Annotated in this window: 14 protein-coding genes; 1 reads left to right on the forward strand and 13 read right to left on the reverse strand. The window is 57.0% G+C overall.

What is annotated here, in order from left to right; translation table 11 throughout:
- Positions 1 to 133: 133 nt before the first annotated feature.
- Complete coding sequence (gene argS / locus WFN75_RS09190; RefSeq protein WP_336996049.1) at positions 134 to 1,867, forward strand: arginine--tRNA ligase; 1,734 nt, start codon at positions 134 to 136, stop codon at positions 1,865 to 1,867.
- A gap of 35 nt (positions 1,868 to 1,902) precedes the next feature.
- Here the strand turns inward: argS and bglB are convergent, their stop codons facing one another.
- The 13 genes from bglB to tar form a co-directional block, all read right to left on the reverse strand.
- Complete coding sequence (bglB, locus tag WFN75_RS09195) at positions 1,903 to 3,042, reverse strand: beta-galactosidase BglB (protein ID WP_040075105.1); 1,140 nt, start codon at positions 3,040 to 3,042, stop codon at positions 1,903 to 1,905.
- 10 nt (positions 3,043 to 3,052) lie between these two features.
- Positions 3,053 to 4,630, reverse strand: coding sequence for an MFS transporter (locus WFN75_RS09200; RefSeq protein ID WP_046885096.1), 1,578 nt, complete (start codon positions 4,628 to 4,630; stop codon positions 3,053 to 3,055).
- A 257-nt stretch (positions 4,631 to 4,887) separates the two neighbouring features.
- A complete protein-coding gene (locus WFN75_RS09205; RefSeq protein WP_336996050.1) occupies positions 4,888 to 5,418 on the reverse strand; it encodes a DUF805 domain-containing protein in 531 nt (176 codons plus the stop codon).
- Positions 5,419 to 5,455: 37 nt separating this feature from the next.
- Positions 5,456 to 5,845 (reverse strand): hypothetical protein, encoded by a 390-nt coding sequence (locus tag WFN75_RS09210; protein WP_336996051.1) that lies wholly within the window; start codon positions 5,843 to 5,845, stop codon positions 5,456 to 5,458.
- A 243-nt stretch (positions 5,846 to 6,088) separates the two neighbouring features.
- Positions 6,089 to 6,481, reverse strand: coding sequence for a flagellar protein FlhE (gene flhE, locus WFN75_RS09215; RefSeq protein ID WP_046885093.1), 393 nt, complete (start codon positions 6,479 to 6,481; stop codon positions 6,089 to 6,091).
- A complete protein-coding gene (gene flhA, locus WFN75_RS09220; protein ID WP_046885092.1) occupies positions 6,481 to 8,559 on the reverse strand; it encodes a flagellar biosynthesis protein FlhA in 2,079 nt (692 codons plus the stop codon). Before flhA ends, flhE begins: the two co-directional genes overlap by 1 nt.
- On the reverse strand, positions 8,552 to 9,700 hold the full coding sequence (flhB, locus tag WFN75_RS09225; protein WP_207291976.1) for a flagellar biosynthesis protein FlhB: 1,149 nt from the start codon (positions 9,698 to 9,700) through the stop codon (positions 8,552 to 8,554). The genes flhA and flhB overlap by 8 nt, the downstream gene beginning before the upstream one ends.
- A gap of 145 nt (positions 9,701 to 9,845) precedes the next feature.
- Positions 9,846 to 10,490 (reverse strand): protein phosphatase CheZ, encoded by a 645-nt coding sequence (gene cheZ, locus WFN75_RS09230; RefSeq protein WP_040075096.1) that lies wholly within the window; start codon positions 10,488 to 10,490, stop codon positions 9,846 to 9,848.
- A gap of 10 nt (positions 10,491 to 10,500) precedes the next feature.
- Positions 10,501 to 10,890: a chemotaxis response regulator CheY gene (cheY, locus tag WFN75_RS09235; RefSeq protein ID WP_046885090.1), complete on the reverse strand. Its 390-nt coding sequence runs from the start codon at positions 10,888 to 10,890 to the stop codon at positions 10,501 to 10,503.
- A gap of 16 nt (positions 10,891 to 10,906) precedes the next feature.
- Positions 10,907 to 11,956 (reverse strand): protein-glutamate methylesterase/protein-glutamine glutaminase, encoded by a 1,050-nt coding sequence (locus tag WFN75_RS09240; protein ID WP_040075094.1) that lies wholly within the window; start codon positions 11,954 to 11,956, stop codon positions 10,907 to 10,909.
- Complete coding sequence (gene cheR, locus WFN75_RS09245) at positions 11,953 to 12,819, reverse strand: protein-glutamate O-methyltransferase CheR (RefSeq protein ID WP_336996052.1); 867 nt, start codon at positions 12,817 to 12,819, stop codon at positions 11,953 to 11,955. Before cheR ends, WFN75_RS09240 begins: the two co-directional genes overlap by 4 nt.
- A 19-nt stretch (positions 12,820 to 12,838) precedes the next feature.
- Positions 12,839 to 14,440: a methyl-accepting chemotaxis protein IV gene (tap, locus tag WFN75_RS09250; RefSeq protein ID WP_336996053.1), complete on the reverse strand. Its 1,602-nt coding sequence runs from the start codon at positions 14,438 to 14,440 to the stop codon at positions 12,839 to 12,841.
- A gap of 44 nt (positions 14,441 to 14,484) precedes the next feature.
- The gene (gene tar / locus WFN75_RS09255) at positions 14,485 to 16,152 is read right to left on the reverse strand and encodes a methyl-accepting chemotaxis protein II (protein WP_336996054.1); all 1,668 of its coding nucleotides are present in this window, start codon (positions 16,150 to 16,152) and stop codon (positions 14,485 to 14,487) included.
- Positions 16,153 to 16,235: the final 83 nt, after the last annotated feature.

The following is a 16,235-nucleotide window of genomic DNA, read 5'->3' on the forward strand; positions in this document are numbered from 1 at the left end:
CTGTTGCGCGCCGCCCACCAACCGCTGATTTGTCCGGTGCTGACGGCAAGAGGCAATTGCAGTATACTCCCGGCCTCATTCTTAAACTGGCGCGGATGGTTGGTCTGCCGCAGCAAAAAAGTAAGGTATCCAGGTGAATATTCAGGCACTTCTCTCAGATAAAGTCAGTCAGGCACTGATTGCCGCAGGCGCGCCTGCGGATTGCGAACCTCAGGTTCGTCAGTCAGCTAAAGTACAGTTTGGCGACTATCAGGCAAATGGCGTGATGGCCGTAGCTAAAAAACTGGGCATGGCGCCGCGACAACTCGCAGAGCAGGTACTCACTCATCTGGATCTTGACGGTATCGCCAGCAAAACTGAAATTGCCGGACCGGGCTTCATCAATATCTTCCTCGACCCGGCCTTCCTTGCCAGCCACGTTGACGCGGCGCTGAAATCTGACCGTCTGGGCGTAAACCAGCCGGCAGCACAAACCATCGTGGTGGACTACTCGGCCCCTAACGTGGCGAAAGAGATGCACGTAGGCCATTTGCGCTCCACCATCATCGGTGATGCGGCCGTGCGTACGCTTGAGTTCCTGGGCCACAAGGTAATCCGCGCTAACCACGTTGGCGACTGGGGTACCCAGTTCGGGATGCTTATCGCTTATCTCGAGAAGCAGCAGCAGGAAAACGCCGGTGAAATGGCGCTGGCGGACCTGGAAGGTTTTTACCGCGAAGCGAAAAAACACTACGACGAAGACGAAGCCTTCGCCGAGCGCGCGCGTAGCTACGTTGTTAAGTTGCAGGGCGGCGACGAGTACTTCCTGCAGATGTGGCGTAAGCTGGTGGACATCACCATGTCCCAGAACCAGATCACATACGACCGCCTGAATGTGACCCTCACCCGCAAGGATGTGATGGGTGAAAGCCTCTATAACCCTATGCTGCCAGGCATTGTGGCCGATCTGAAGGCCAAAGGGCTGGCGGTCGAGAGCGAAGGTGCGACCGTGGTCTTCCTTGATGAGTATAAAAACAAGGAAGGCGAACCTATGGGCGTCATCATCCAGAAGAAGGATGGCGGCTATCTCTACACCACCACCGATATCGCCTGCGCCAAATATCGCTACGAAACGCTGCATGCGGACCGCGTTCTTTATTACATTGACTCTCGCCAGCACCAGCACCTGATGCAGGCGTGGACTATCGTGCGTAAAGCCGGTTACGTGCCGGACTCCGTACCGCTGGAACACCACATGTTCGGCATGATGCTGGGTAAAGACGGTAAGCCGTTCAAAACCCGCGCTGGCGGTACGGTGAAGCTGGCCGATCTGCTGGACGAAGCGCTGGAGCGTGCGCGCCGTCTGGTGGCGGAGAAGAACCCGGACATGGCGGCGGACGAGCTGGAAAAACTGGCTAACGCGGTCGGTATCGGCGCGGTTAAATATGCGGATCTCTCCAAGAACCGTACCACGGACTATGTGTTCGACTGGGATAACATGCTGGCCTTCGAAGGCAATACGGCCCCTTACATGCAGTACGCCTATACCCGCGTGCTCTCCGTATTCCGTAAAGCGGCAGTGGATGAAGCGGCCCTTGCCGCCGCAGCGGTGGTGGTCTCTGAAGATCGTGAAGCCCAGCTGGCAGCACGCCTGCTGCAGTTTGAAGAGACGCTCTCTGTGGTCGCCCGTGACGGTACCCCGCACGTGATGTGCTCATACCTGTACGACCTGGCTGGCCTCTTCTCTGGCTTCTACGAACACTGCCCTATACTCTCTGCCGAGAGCGAAGCCGTGCGTAACAGTCGCCTGAAGCTGGCGCAGCTTACGGCGAAGACCCTGAAGCTGGGTCTGGACACCCTGGGCATCGAAACCGTCGAGCGCATGTAAAAAAATAAACCCGGCAATCGCCGGGTTTTTTCTTATCAGAAGTATTTTCGCAAATACTCCGTCAGACAGAGTATCGCCATGGCCTGGCCATACGGCATGGAGGTGAGCGGTATCTGGCGATAAAACTCCAGATCGCTGCCCATCCCGGTACCGAATGAGGTTTGCAGCAGCTCCCCTTCCGGCGAAATGTTTTTCACAATGCCGCGAATCGCTTTTTCTGCCACCCCGGCATACTCTGCGCCGACGTACCCTTTGCGCACCGCCTTCAGGATCCCGTAAGCAAAGCCTGCCGTGGCAGAGGCCTCAAGATAGGAGTCAGGATCGTCGAGCAGCGTGTGCCAAAGGCCACTCTCATCCTGGCATTTAGCCAGCGCAGCGATTTGCGCGTTCAATACCTGAACCAAATAACGGCGCACCGCATTCTGTTTCGGCAGATCCACCAGCTCGAGGAAATCCGGGATCACAATGGTTAACCAGCTATTGCCACGCGCCCAGCGCGCCCTGGCAAAGTTGTGCTGGCCGTCGTAATTCCAGCCGTGGAACCAGAGGCCGGTCTCCCGATCCATCAGGTTCTGTACGTGCAGCAGGAACTGGTAAACCGCCTCTTCCACATACTCGGGACGATTGAGCAGCTTGCCGATTTTTGCCAGCGGCAGCACGGTCATCATCAGGGTGTCATCCCACATCTGCTGATGGTTCTCTTCCGCCAGCGTGATGTGCTGCATGCCACCGTGATCGGTACGCGGCATCTCGTTCATCGCCCACTCCGCCCAGCTCTCCAGCCAGGGCAACCAGGCCGGATTGCGGCTCTCTTCATACCGGTAGGCCAGGGTCAAAAAGGGTGACATCGTATTGACGTTCTTGGTGGTGGCCCCTTCGTTGAAGCGGTCGCGGAACCAACTGTCGATGATATCGCGCATCCCTTCATCACCGGTCTGGCAGTAGTACTGCCAGATACCGTAGAGACCAACGCCGTGCGTCCACTCCCACCCCGCCCAGCCTTTGGTATCGATCACGCGCCCGTCGTCCAGCCGCAGTAAAAACTCACCGGTCTTATCGTGAATGTTCACCAGGTTATGCGTCACCTTTTCAATCAGCGACTTCAGTTCATCCCGGGCGATAAACCGCTCTGGCTGACGCAGTAATGGGCTATGTTTGACAGGCCAAACCTTCATATTCTTAACCTCAGTTATATGTCGAATTCAGTGATGCACGATGTTTCAGAGACGGCGCAGCGGGCTTGTTGCGGTTCAGATAACCGATATTGTTGTTACCCCACAGACACTCGTAAGGCATACCGGCCAGCATTTCCACGGTGGCGCGTGCTTGCGGGGTTGCCGCTTCAGGCATTGCCCTGCCACTTTCACGCATTTTTGCCGTCTCTTCCCGCAGGACACTGTGGGTCTGCAGATTGAGTTTGAAGCGCAGTGAGACCAGGAAGCCGCAGATCAATACCAGAATGGTCCCCACGCTTAAGATCATCAGAATGGTGTGACTCACCCCTTCAGCCTGCACTTTCTGGCCGCTGACGAAGCCGGACATCTGCATCACAATCCCCACCAGCATGACGGCACCCGCCTGGGACGCTTTACGGGTCAGCGTCATGATGCCAGCGAAGATCCCTTCGCGGCGTTGGCCGGTCACGACCTCATCCACATCGGCGATGTAGGTATAGGTATTCCATGGCACATAGTTGATCCCGCCGCGACCCAGGCCCGCAACCGCAGAGATCAGCAGCAGCAGAGAGTAGACGTCGCTTAAGCCGGCATAATAGAGACCCGCATAGGAGAGCGAGGCCAGACCAAAGAGCACAACAACCATGCGATACGAAGGCGCCGGTCCGAAGCGGATGCAGAGCGGGATCATGGCGATAACCGCGATGAACTGGAAGATAGCCATGGTGCCCAGCAGGTTAGAGGCCATGGAGGCTTCCTGCATCAGCACAAATACGACGTAGTAGGTGAATACGGCGTTGAACACATCCTGTGCGATATACCCCCCAAGGTACATCCCCAGATGCTGGCGGAAGATCTTGATGCGCAGGGTTGAGCTCAATTCGGTGATCAGGCGGCTCAGGCTCTGGCTCAGGGTCAGGCTCTTCTTCTCTTCTTCCGCACGCAGGGCCGCTTCGCTCCACTCTTCACGCGGTCGCTCCCAGGTGAAGAACCAGACGAAGGTCAGCATCAGGGCGCAGAGCACAGAGAAGACCAGGCTTGCATAGAAGAAGGAGATGGGGTTGTCTTTGCCGAATGCGGTCAGCAGGACACCCGGCAGGAACGAGGCGAGAATCGCTGACATCTGCGCCATAGAGATACGGGCGCCAGAGAATTTGGTCTTCTGTTTGAAGTCATCGGTCATCTCCGGTACCAGCGTCTCATACGGCACCAGAATCATGGTGTAGACAATATCAAACACCAGATAGGTGAGCAGGTAGTACCAGAAGCTCATGTCACCGACCCACATCAGCGAGTAGCTGAAGACGCACGGGATACCCAGCAGAATAAAGAATTTGCGACGGCCAAAGCGTTTGCCAAGCCAGGTGGTGCCGAAGTTATCGGTGAGGAAGCCCATCAGCGGACTCACCACCGCATCCAGCACCCTTGCCGCGGCAAAAATAAAGGTGGCTTCGATAGGGGTAAGGCCACAGAAGGTGGTATAGAAGTATAAAAGCCATGCGGCCGTCAGCGCGGTGGTGCCGGCCCCAAGAAAATCGCCTGATCCGTAGGCCAGGTAGTTTGTGAGTCCAATTTTACGTGTTTTCATTGCCGTCAACCCTGTAAGTTTTGGGAGACTCCCTGACAACCACATTCTTTACGGGAGTGATTACACGGCTACAGTAAGAGTATCACCAGTGGGATACCTTTCTGTTTCTGCCACCCGGGGAAACCATCTGGCAAAAATGCAAAGAGACTCACTACGCGTGTCACTGATTTATAAAACAGTGTTTCTTTTGCTTCAAAAGAGAGGGTCAGAATTGCGAGCCAGTCATCAGATTCGCCTGATGACTGGGCGAAAAGTGATCAGAGCAGTGCGCCTGGGCGGCGGGTATCAGGGCGGGGTTCATTACCAGGAACCGTCGGTTTACAGCATAGCCAGAGGAGAACACAGGACATCACGGTCCCCGCTAAGCTCGCCATCGGGATAACCCACAGGTCGACGGCGTTAACAGGCAGGAGCCGCGAAGCCAGAGTAATCAGCAGCGGCAAGCCAGCCAGTTTGGCGAAAAGCAGCCCGCCGAACCACCAGCCCGATTTACCGATATCGTGCATCCGGCGGATCCCCGCGGCTACGATCGGCGGCAAGAGCGCCAGCGGGGCAAGACCACCAAGCGGAAGTAAGACATACCAGCCCCACACCAGCAACATACCGCCACGGCCTGTCTCGTCCGTCACGCTCAGGGTCAGACCCAAATAGGTCAGCACCGCTATGAATAATAAAATAATAATATTGATGAATATAAATAACCAGAACGCACGCCGTGTCGAACGCCCCCGGTAATCCCCTATTTTCTTCCAGCCTTCGGTGTAGCATTCCATCGCCGTTTTATTCATTTTCCTTCCTTGTTTGTGTGTGAGTAAAAGAGAGCGCTCAGGTTTCTAGCCGTTTGGTTAATAACAGTGAGGCCACCTTCAGGATCTCCGAGGCAATTAACAGACTGAGCGCGAGGGTGACGCTGCGAATATTCAGGCCGTGCATAACCCAGGGTAAAAAAGAGACCGATGGCACAACCATCAACAGCCGCAACGGCGTTTGCCCCAGCGCCAGCCAGCGGGCGTAATGCGGCCGGCAGAACCACAGGGCGGCAGAGACCCCAATGGAGAGCGTGGTGACGAACGAGAGGATAAATCCCCCTATCAGCCAGCCATCGCCCCCATGCTGCGTATAGAGGTCGCTGAAGCTCATCACATCATCCACCAGCGGGATGCGCTGCTGAACAAGATTTTCCGTCAAATACCCTGCGCAATATAACGTATCCATTGCGCCCCAAAATAGAGAGACCTTATATAAATGCCGCATTCCCTGTGCCCTTTTCGTCGTGCTAATTATTTTTGTGAGTTATCAAAAACAGAATATAGATAAATAAAATACCGAAACCTTAGATCGCCAGTATATTCGCAGTGGGACAATTATCTACTTAATTGCATTATTACCAGGGGCAGGCGGGGAAGCATGACGGAGGGAAATAGCGCTGCCGCCCCTGAGTGGAGCGGCAGCAGCGGATTAGCGGTAGTTGACAATCACTTCGTTACGCTGAATTTTCAGGGCCGGGATCAGGCGACCACCGCCCGGCACTTCCCAGATAAACCGCAGCGGCTCGGCAGCCGGTACGTTATTGAAGGCATGGGTGGTGCCGCTCTGTCCGTCCAGCTCGGTACAGCGGGATTGCGAACAGAGGCGCGCCCGCAGCCCTGCGGGAATCGGGCCATTGAGCTCATAGCGCCAGGCCACCAGCGTCATCAGACCGGAGACTGGCTCACTGGCCGACAGTGGCCTGGAAGAGGCGGCCACTCCCCGGTTGTTCAGGGTCAGACCGATACTGCTGGCCTGCCAGCTCCCCTCACCCGCCGCCTGCGCCATAAAAGGTAAAACCAACAGCCAGAGTAATTTGCGCATTACTGGCCTCCAATGGTGGCGGTCATACGAATATGACGGTTGTCCGACAGTTCGAGATTCGACAGAACCACCAGCTGCGGCAGGCTGCGACGCAGGAAGCGCGAGAGCAGTGGACGCAGCGCATGGTTGACCAGCAGCACCGGCGGTGCGCCCAGCATCTCCTGACGACGCAACGCTTCTTGCGACTGAGCCAGCAGGCGATCTGCCAGCCCAGGCTCCAGGCCACCGCCGCCCTGCAATGCCTGAAGCAACAGGCGTTCAAGCGGCGTATCGAGGCCAATGACCTGCACCTCATCGTTGCCCGGGAACCATTGTTGAGTTATGGCACGACCCAGCGCCACGCGCACCACCGCCGTCAGTTCATGCGGATCGCTTTGCAGCGGCGCGTGCTCGGCCAGGGTTTCCAGAATGGTACGCATATCGCGGATAGGCACCTTCTCTTCAAGCAGATTTTGCAGCACTTTATGCAGCGTGGTGAGGGTCACTACACCCGGCACCAGATCTTCCGTCAGCTTCGGCATCTCCTGGGTGACGCGGTCAAGCAACTGCTGCGCCTCCTGGCGACCGAACAGTTCGGCCGAGAACTGGCCAATCAGGTGGTTAAGATGGGTTGCCACAACGGTACTGGCTTCCACCACGGTGTATCCCTGAATTTGCGCCTGCTCTTTCAGGGCGCTCTCAATCCAGATTGCCGCCAGGCCAAACGCCGGGTCAGTGGTCTGCTCCCCTGGCAGCGTCCCCGCCGCCGTGCCTGGGTTAATGGCCAGCCAGCGCCCCGGATAAGCATCACCACTGCCAATCTCAACCCCTTTCATCAGGATACGGTAGCGAGCAGGTGGCAGATCCATATTGTCACGGATATGCACTACCGGCGGCAGGAAGCCCATATCCTGGGCAAACTTCTTACGAATACTGCGAATACGTCCCAACAACTCACCGTCCTGCTGGAAATCAACCATCGGGATAAGGCGGTAACCCACCTCCATACCCAGGGAGTCTTCCAGTTGAACATCATTCCAGGTCGCTTCAACCGCCTGGCTGTTCTCCGGCATTTTCACCGGCGCTGGCTCCGCCTTCGGTTTGGTTTCACGTCCGCGCAGCCACCACGCCAGTCCCAACAGCGCACCGGTGAAGAGCAGGAAGACAAAGTTAGGCATGCCAGGTACCAGACCCAGCAGACCCAGAACGGCGGCGCTCAGCAACATCACGCTCGGGTTGCTGAACAGCTGGCCAACCATCTGCTGACCCACATCCTGGTCAGTAGCCACGCGGGTAACGATAACGCCCGCGGCGGTAGAGATAACCAGCGCAGGGATCTGTGCTACCAGGCCGTCACCAATGGTCAGCAGCGTATAGCTTTCGGCGGCATGTCCCATATCCATACCGTGTTGCAGAACCCCAACCAGCAGCCCCCCCACCACGTTGATCACCATGATCAGGATCCCCGCGATGGCATCGCCACGCACGAACTTACTCGCCCCGTCCATCGAGCCGTAGAAGTCCGCTTCCTGGGTCACTTCCGAACGGCGTTTTTTCGCTTCATCTTCGGCGATCAGCCCGGCGTTCAGGTCGGCGTCGATCGCCATCTGTTTGCCCGGCATTCCGTCCAGCACGAAACGCGCGCCCACTTCGGCGATACGTCCCGCACCTTTGGTAATAACCATAAAGTTGATGATAACGAGGATCACGAACACCACGATGCCGATGGCGAAGTTGCCGCCCACCAGGAAGTGGCCAAAGGCTTCCACCACTTTACCCGCTGCCGCAGCCCCCGTATGGCCATCCATCAGGATGATACGGGTTGAGGCCACGTTCAGCGCCAGGCGCAGCAAGGTGGTAAACAGCAGAATGGTTGGAAACGCGGCAAAGTCCAGCGTGCGCTGGGTGAACATCGCCACCAGCAGCACCATAATGGACAGTGCAATGTTAAAGGTAAAAAGCAGATCGAGGATGAATGCCGGCAGCGGCAGTACCATCATCGACAGAATTAGCAGGATGAGAATCGGGCCGGCAAGGATTTGCCATTGCGTCGATTTCAGGTTGCCGGGCAGGCGCAACATTGCCACCAGATTAGCCATCAGTGTCCTTCTCGTTCAAAAAATCCAGCGCTTCAGGCACTGGCAAATTCACCGGTTTCACAGGTTGTTGACCGCCGGCCAGACGCCAGCGCTTCAACTGCCAAACCCACGCCAACACTTCCGCTACCGCGGCATAGAGCTGACCTGGGATCTGCTGTCCAATTTCAGCGTGGCGATAGAGGGCACGCGCCAGCGGTGGCGCCTCCAGCATCGGCACGCGATTTTCACTACCAATCTCACGAATTCGCAGGGCGATAAGCCCCGCCCCTTTCGCCACCACCTTCGGCGCGCTCATTTTGTTTTCGTCGTACTGCAAGGCCACGGAGTAGTGCGTCGGGTTGGTGACAATCACGTCCGCTTTTGGCACATCCTCCATCATGCGGCGTCGGGCAGCGGCGCGCTGCATTTGACGGATACGCCCCTTCACGTGCGGGTCGCCTTCCATCTGCTTATATTCGTCGCGGATATCCTGGCGGGACATCCGCAGTTTTTTGATGTGGCTGTAAATCTGGAAGATGACGTCAAAGCCCACCATCGGAATGATCGACAGCACCACCAGCAGAGCGCACAAGCCAACCAGGTTGAGGGCATTCGAGATGGCGGTAACGGGCGATTCACTGATCAGCCGCATCATGTCAGGCCAGTGCAGCCACAGATAGAAGCCTGCGGCGCTGCCCATCAACGTCGCTTTCAGAATCGCTTTCAGCAACTCGGCACCGGTCTGGGCGGAGAACATGCGTTTAATACCCGGCAGCGGGTTAAGCTTGGAAAACTTAGGCTGCAGCGATTTACCGCTAAAGACCAACCCGCCGAGCAGAACCGGGGAGATAAGCGCCACCAGAACCACGCCGACAATCAGCGGCAACAGCGCCACCATAGCGCCTTTAATCAGCAGAATAATCTGCCCGAGGATCAGGTTGGGGTCGTTAACCATACTGTGGTCAAAACGCAGCCCGGCCGAAAGCATCCCTGCCAGCCTGCGGGCAAGAGACTCCCCGCCAAACCAGATAATGCACACGCCTACCACTAAAATGAGCAGGGAGGTAAGTTCTCTGGATCGGGGTATTTGCCCTTCCTCACGCGCTTTATCAAGTCGGTGGGGTGTGGGGGCTTCTGTTTTGTCGTCGCTGTCGTCTGCCACGGCAAGCGTCCCGCAGGTAGAAGTTTGGCAATATCATGCCAGCCGCCTGCAAAGCTAATGGGCAGAGTAAGGGTCAAAAAGGGCAGGTTTTTCGGATATAGGCAAAAAAGCTCCGGTTTCGTTGCCAAAACCGGAGCGATTCAGATTAGAAACCTAAGCTGTCCAGCAGGTCGTCGACCTGATCCTGGCTGGCAACCACACCGGCTTTGGTGGTGTCGAGCTGCGGGCCATTGAGCAGGCTTTCGTTTTCACGCTTCGGACGGGCGGCAGGCTCTGGCATATTTTCCAGCAGTACCATCAGCAACTGACGCTCAATCTCCTGGATCACATCCATCATCCGCTTGATAACCTGACCGGTCAGGTCCTGGAAATCCTGCGCCATCATGATGTCCAGCAGCTGGGCGTTAGTGAAGCTGGTATGACCCGGCACCGCTTTCAGATACTGACGGGTGTCCGTCACCAGCTCACGCGCATCAGAGAGCTCAATCGGATCTTCGAACCACTCATCCCAGCGTTTGGTCAGGTCTTTGGCGCCCTTCTCCATCTCGTCCTGGTGCGGCTGAGACGCTTCAACGCTGTTCAGCGCACGTTCAGCCGCCTGAGCGGTCATCTGTACCACATAATCGAGACGGTCGCGCGCATCCGGAATCGCTTCCGCGGCTTCGGCAATCGCCTGATCCAGACCCAATTCGCGCAGACTGTCGCGCAGCATGCGCGTCAGGCTACCGATACGGGCGATGATTTCGCTGGGTGAATGCTCCTCAGCGGGTTTAATTGCAGGCTGCATCATATTCACCACCTTACATGCCGAGTTTCTCGAAGATCTTGCCGAGTTTCTCTTCCAGGGTTGCAGCAGTGAACGGTTTCACCACATATCCGCTTGCCCCCGCCTGTGCGGCAGCAATAATGTTCTCTTTCTTGGCTTCTGCGGTCACCATCAGCACCGGCAGCGCAGACATATTGCTGTCGGCACGAATGGTTTTCAGCAGCTCCAGACCGTCCATGTTAGGCATGTTCCAGTCAGAGATGACAAAACCGAAGCCGCCCGCCTGCAGTTTATTCAGCGCATCTACGCCGTCTTCTGCTTCTTCAACGTTGTTGAAGCCCAGCTCTTTCAGCAGGTTGCGCACGATGCGACGCATGGTGGAAAAGTCATCCACAACCAAAAATCTGAGCTCTTTGTCCGCCATAAAACTACACTCCTCTTTAAATACGTATTGCCTGTCCGGCACTGATTTTTGCCAGCATCTGCTGGCTTACCTGGCTAAGATCGACCACTTCGCTCACGCCACCCATATTGATGGCCTCGCGCGGCATGCCGAACACCACACAACTTGCTTCATTCTGCGCAATCGTCCAGGCGCCAGCCTGGTGCATTGCAAGCATTCCGGCGGCACCATCGTTGCCCATCCCCGTCAGGATCACCCCAACGGCGTTGCGCCCCGCATGTTTCGCCACCGAATGAAACAGCACATCCACCGACGGACGGTGCCGGTTAACCGGCGGCCCGTCATGAATTTTGATTTGATAGTTTGCGCCACTGCGCGCCAGCTCCATGTGCTTATCGCCCGGCGCGATGTAAGCATGTCCCGGCAGCACGCGCTCGCCATCTTCCGCCTCTTTCACGCTGATCTGACACAGTTTGTTCAGCCGCTCAGCAAAAGAACGGGTGAAGCCCGGCGGCATATGCTGCGTAATCAGAATACCGGGGCTGGAGAGCGGCAATGGCTGGAGTACATGGCGAATTGCCTCTGTTCCCCCGGTTGACGCGCCAATAACCAGCAGTTTTTCCGAGCTGAGCAGCGGCCCCGCTTTCAGGGTCGCCGGTGCGGCAATCGGCTTATGCGCCGCAATCTGCGCCCGGGAGGCGGTGCGGATCTTCTCCGCGATCATCTCGCTGTAGGCCAGCATGCCTTCGCGGATGCCCAACTGCGGTTTGGTGACAAAATCCACCGCCCCCAGCTCCAGGGCTCGCAGCGTAATTTCAGAGCCCTTACCCGTGAGCGAGGAGACCATCACCACCGGCATCGGGCGCAGACGCATCAATTTTTCCAGGAAATCGATGCCGTCCATCCGCGGCATTTCGACATCCAGCGTCAGCACGTCGGGATTGTATTTTTTAATTAAATCCCGGGCGACCAGCGGATCGGGAGCCGTTGCCACCATCTCCATGTCACTGTGACTGTTGATAATTTCGGTCATGATCTGGCGCATCAATGCCGAATCATCGACTGACAAGACCCTGATTTTACTCATGCTTTATCCTTACTCAGCGCATATACCGTTTGCCCACGCAGGCTAAACTCACGCACGAGGTTGCTGAAGTTCTCCGAGTGCCCGGCAAACAGTAATCCGTCCGGCTTGAGCAACGGTACAAAGCGACGCAGAATCTCCTGTTGCGTCGGTTTGTCGAAATAGATCATAACGTTACGGCAAAAAATTGCGTCAAAGGGTCCCGGCACGTTGTACTGCTTATCCAGCAGGTTCAGCTGGGTAAACTCCACGTTGTTGGCCAGCTCCTGACGCACCCGCACCAGCCCCTCGTGCGGGCCGGTACCGCGCATGAAGTATCGCTGTAGCTGCTGGGGCGACAGCGTTTTCAGCTCATCCTGACGATAGATACCGCTTTGCGCCTTCTGCAGCACTTCGGTATCGATATCGCTGGCGAACACTTTCCAGCGCCCCGGCGCGGTGCCGAGCGTATCCGCCAGCGTAATCGCCAGTGAATAGGGCTCTTCTCCGGTTGAGGCCGCCGCGCTCCAGACCCGGTACTCTCCGCTACGCCGACGAGCATGCTCCGCCAGCACCGGAAAGTGATGGCCTTCGCGGAAAAATGCCGTCAGGTTGGTGGTCAGCGAGTTGATAAACGCTTGCCACTCCGCGCTGTTCGGGTTTGCTTCGAGCATGCCCAGGTAGCGGCCAAAATCGTCCAGTTCCAGGGTCCGCAACCGCCGAACCAGGCGGTTGTAGACCATGTCGCGCTTGTGATCGGCTAGCACGATCCCGGCACGCTGGTAGATTAACTGACATATCCGACGGAAATGCGCATCGGACAGCGCGAGGCGCTGTGTCATCTGCATAAGTAATGACGATTGCCCTGAGGGCAGAGATGATGTCATAGCGCCTTCTTTATCACTTTCAGGATCCCACTGGCACGGCTTGTGACCGTCCGACTTCGGTTACTTTTACGATCTGCTCACTTACATTAAAAACGGCCACCAGCGAGGTCAGGTGATCCGCCTGGTTGGCTAACTGGTCGGTAGCGGCGGCCGCCTCTTCTACAAGGGCGGCGTTCTGTTGCGTTACCTGATCCATCTGGCTTACGGCCTGGGCAACCTGTTCAATTCCCCGGCGCTGCTCATCCGATGCGGAGGCAATCTCTCCCATAATGTCGTTCACGCGCGTCACCGAACTGACGATCTCCGTCATGGTCTTCGCGGCGGTGTCTACCAGTTCGGAACCCTGCTGAACGCGGGAGACCGACTCTTCAATCAGCACTTTGATCTCTTTTGCCGCGTTGGCGCTCCGGCTGGCCAGATTACGTACCTCACCTGCGACAACGGCAAATCCCCGTCCCTGCTCCCCGGCTCGGGCAGCTTCTACCGCCGCGTTCAGCGCCAGGATGTTGGTCTGGAACGCGATACCGTCAATCACGCTAATAATGTCGCCAATTTTCTGCGAGCTGGTGGCGATATCCGACATGGTGCGCGCCACGTGGGTTGCTTGATCGCCCCCTTTTTTCGCCGTCTGCGCAGCGCTCTGCGCCAGGCCAGATGCCTGGCGAGCGTTATCGGCGTTCTGGCTGACGGTCGCCGTCAGCTGTTCCATGCTGGCTGCCGTCTGTGCCAGCGAGGCCGCCTGCTGCTCGGTGCGGGAAGAGAGATCATTGTTGCCTTCGGCGATCTCTGAAATCCCGGTGTGCATGGCATAGCTACCTTGCCGCACATTACTCACCGTTTCGCGTAACGATCCCTGCATCGCCTTCAGGCTGGCAAAGATCGCCGATATTTCGTTTTTGCCGTACACCGCCACCGGACGGGCAAGATCGCCTTTGGCGATGCTGTCGAAATGGCTGCTGATGATCGCCAGCGGCTGCACGATCATCCTGCGCGACCAGAACAGCGCCGCGCTGGTCAGCAGCGCGGCCAGAATCACCACGGTGGTGAAGATCACCCCGGACATGTGATAACTGGTGCGGCTGTCGGCCCCCGCCTTCTCGACGAAGTGGTTAATCTCCAGCTGCCAGGCATTGAAGCTCTTATCAAACGCCGCCTGCGACTCCTGCACCGGCGCGGTGAGGAAGTCCGACAGCTGATTGTTTTCAAGCCATGTGGCCTGGTGCTCCAGATCGCCGTGCCACTGGGCATACCCTTTCTGCATGTCTGTACGCAGTTTTTTACCCTGCTCACTGAGGGTATCCTGCGCGATAAAAGCCTTAAACATCGTGTCAGCCTGCTGCAGGCTGTCGCGCGCGGTTACCATCAGCGCTTTGATGTCATCCGGCGGATAACTCAGCGCGGTTAAAGTTCCCGCCTTGTTGAGCGCGGTGCTGGCCTGTAAAAGCACGGCGCGGGTCTGCGCCAGTGCGGAGCGTTGTTGATTGCTGGTCTCGACTTCCTTCAAATTCTGATAGCCATCGCGAAACGCCCAAAAAGACAACCCGTTACTGCCAACCTGCAACACACCGCAAAGGATCAGAATCAAAAACAGTGTGGTCGAGATACGAATACGATTTAACATCCACGCTCCCATTCAGCGGCCAGCAGCCGCGGTTTAAAGTTCAGTCAAAATGTTTCCCAGTTCTCTTCTTGTCCGGCTGTCGGCACGCGCAAGCTGCCTGGCGCGGCGGCGGATGTCGTCGTACCAGGGTTTCTGCGGGCTGAAACCAATTTTGTAGGTGCTGCAGTAAGACGAAACGCCGAGACGGCCATCTTCAGACGGCTCGCCTGGTCTTCCAGCGCAGCGGCCGCCGCAGCGGACTCCTGCACCAGCGCGGCGTTTTGTTGTGTTACCCGATCCATCTCTGATACCGCCAGAGCGACCTGATCGATACCCCGGCTCTGTTCATCAGATGCCGAGGCGATTTCACCCATGATGTCGTTTACGCGGGTCACCGCATTCACGATGTCATTCATGGTCTCGCCAGCGGTTTCGACCAGCACCGAGCCGGTATCCACACGCGAGACGGAGTCTTCGATTAACGCTTTGATCTCTTTGGCGGCATTGGCGCTGCGGCTGGCGAGATTACGTACCTCCCCTGCTACTACAGCGAAGCCACGCCCCTGCTCACCGGCGCGGGCAGCTTCTACCGCGGCGTTGAGGGCTAAAATATTGGTCTGGAAAGCAATACCGTCGATCACGCTGATGATGTCGGCGATTTTTCGCGAACTATCGGCAATCTCGTGCATGGTTTTCACCACGCCATCTACCACTTTCCCGCCGCGCTGGGCAGTTTCCGACGCACTTTCTGCCAGATGCGAGGCCTGGCGCGCATTGTCGGCGTTTTGTTTTACTGTCGCGGTCAGCTGTTCCATGCTGGCGGCGGTCTCCTCCAGCGCGGAAGCTTGCTGCTCGGTACGGGAGGAGAGGTCATTGTTACCCATGGCGATTTCGCTGGTGCCGTCGTAGATGGCATCAGAGCCGTGACGCACATTGGTTACCGTTTCGCTAAGGGAGCGCTGCATATGATCCACGCTGCTGGCCAGCTCGCTGATTTCGTTGCGCCCGGAAATCACCAGCGTCTGGGTCAAATCGCCGCTGGCAATGTCACGGATGTGGGTAATGACGCTCCCCAGCGGGTTGAGCAGAATATGGCGAATGCCGTACCAGACGCCGACCAGCACAATGACCAGCGCCAGTGCCAGCGATGCCATTTGCCATTTAGCAAACTGGTAGTCATTGGCGCTTTCGCTAAAGGCGGTGTGATACTGTTCGGCGCTGGCTTTGGCGTAGTCGCCAAGCGCGGCGCCGAGCGCGTTCTGCATCCCCTGCGTCGGCTGGGCAAAGTAGGCATCCATGTTCCCGCTTTCGAGGAACTGAATCAGCTCCGCCAGCGCGGCGGCATAGTTGCGGTACTTCTCTTCAATATTGTTACTGGCATCGACCATCGTCGGTAGCGGCGCGATAGCCTTAAAGGCCTCGTAGTGTTTACCGGCTTCATCCAGCGTGGTACGCGCATTCTTCAGCAGTTCCGTTTTGGCACTGCTCTGCTGGTTATTAGGATCCATCATCATCCGGGCGGAGGAGCGGCTGAGGTTGATGCGGGTTTGCAGCATCAGATCCCAGGTGGTGGTCAGCTCGCTTTGTTGCAGGCGTAAATCATTGGATGCGGCGAAGCTCTCCTGATTTTCCTTTAACGATGAGAAAAAGAGACCGCCGGAAATCAGCTGCAGAAGTGCGAAGACAACCAGCACTAACATCAGCATTGTGACAACGCGCATACGGTTCAACATACAACACCTTCTCCTGGATTGGTTATCGGTGTTATCGGCACAGCTGACGGGAACTTTACATTTGCGAAAGGGAAAAGCGCGGC

Source organism: Leclercia sp. UBA7405 (assembly GCF_037152215.1).
Taxonomy (GTDB): Bacteria; Pseudomonadota; Gammaproteobacteria; order Enterobacterales; family Enterobacteriaceae; genus Enterobacter; species Enterobacter pneumoniae.